At 47.2% G+C, this 702-nt stretch carries 1 protein-coding gene; it reads left to right on the top strand.

The genetic code is table 11. From position 1 onward, the window contains the following. Positions 1 to 556: 556 nt before the first annotated feature. The coding region (relB, locus tag ABD169_RS16050) for a type II toxin-antitoxin system RelB family antitoxin (protein ID WP_147509035.1) at positions 557 to 702 on the top strand (146 nt) is incomplete at its 3' end.

Raw genomic sequence — 702 nt, 5'->3', positions numbered from 1 at the left:
CTGGGCTGAAATGCAGGAAAACAGGGTTCTCATCGGGCATTTACGCTGAAACCGGATGTCATTCACCTGGCTGCATGGCTATGCAGCCAGGTAAAATTTATCTGTCGCGAACGGGGCGGTTTATCGGGTGGTTTGTTGCCGGTTTTACCTGACTGCCACCCCGTTCGCGGCGAACCCGTCCGGGGCGGTGCGGGCAACGGGTGTTATGTTTAATCAGCGTGAACGGCAGATACAAAAAAGCCCCGGAGGGCTTTTAACTACTGACTTATTTTTTTGAAGATTTGCTGGGTTTCAATTTGTCAGTATTTCCCGGCGTTTTTTTATTGTCACGCTGGCGTTTATCAGGTTCCCCTGTTGAATCGGCAATTCGTTTCGGACCCGGCTTAAGACCCATAATCGTTATCCTTTCAATAGTTAAGAGGAAAGCCCTCAAGCTAGATATATTGACCGCGTTACGGATTATCAAGAGGGGCTAACAAGATTATTTTTTGTTCTTTTAGGTTGATTGTGGTACTGTTGATATACATGTATAGCAAATGGTGTTCGGGAGGTTTATATGCTTGCTATCCGGTTATCTGATGAGATTGAGTCCCGTCTGGACTCGCTGGCGAAGCAAACCGGCAGAACAAAGACGTTTTATGCGCGGGAAGCAATACTGGCGCATCTGGAAGACCTGGAGGATTATTATCTTTCAGCAGAAAC

The organism is Leucobacter iarius, assembly GCF_039530105.1.
Classification (GTDB): domain Bacteria; phylum Actinomycetota; class Actinomycetes; order Actinomycetales; family Microbacteriaceae; genus Leucobacter; species Leucobacter iarius.
The sequence above is the reverse complement of the archived record's forward strand: the minus strand, read 5'-3'. Positions and strand labels throughout refer to the sequence as shown.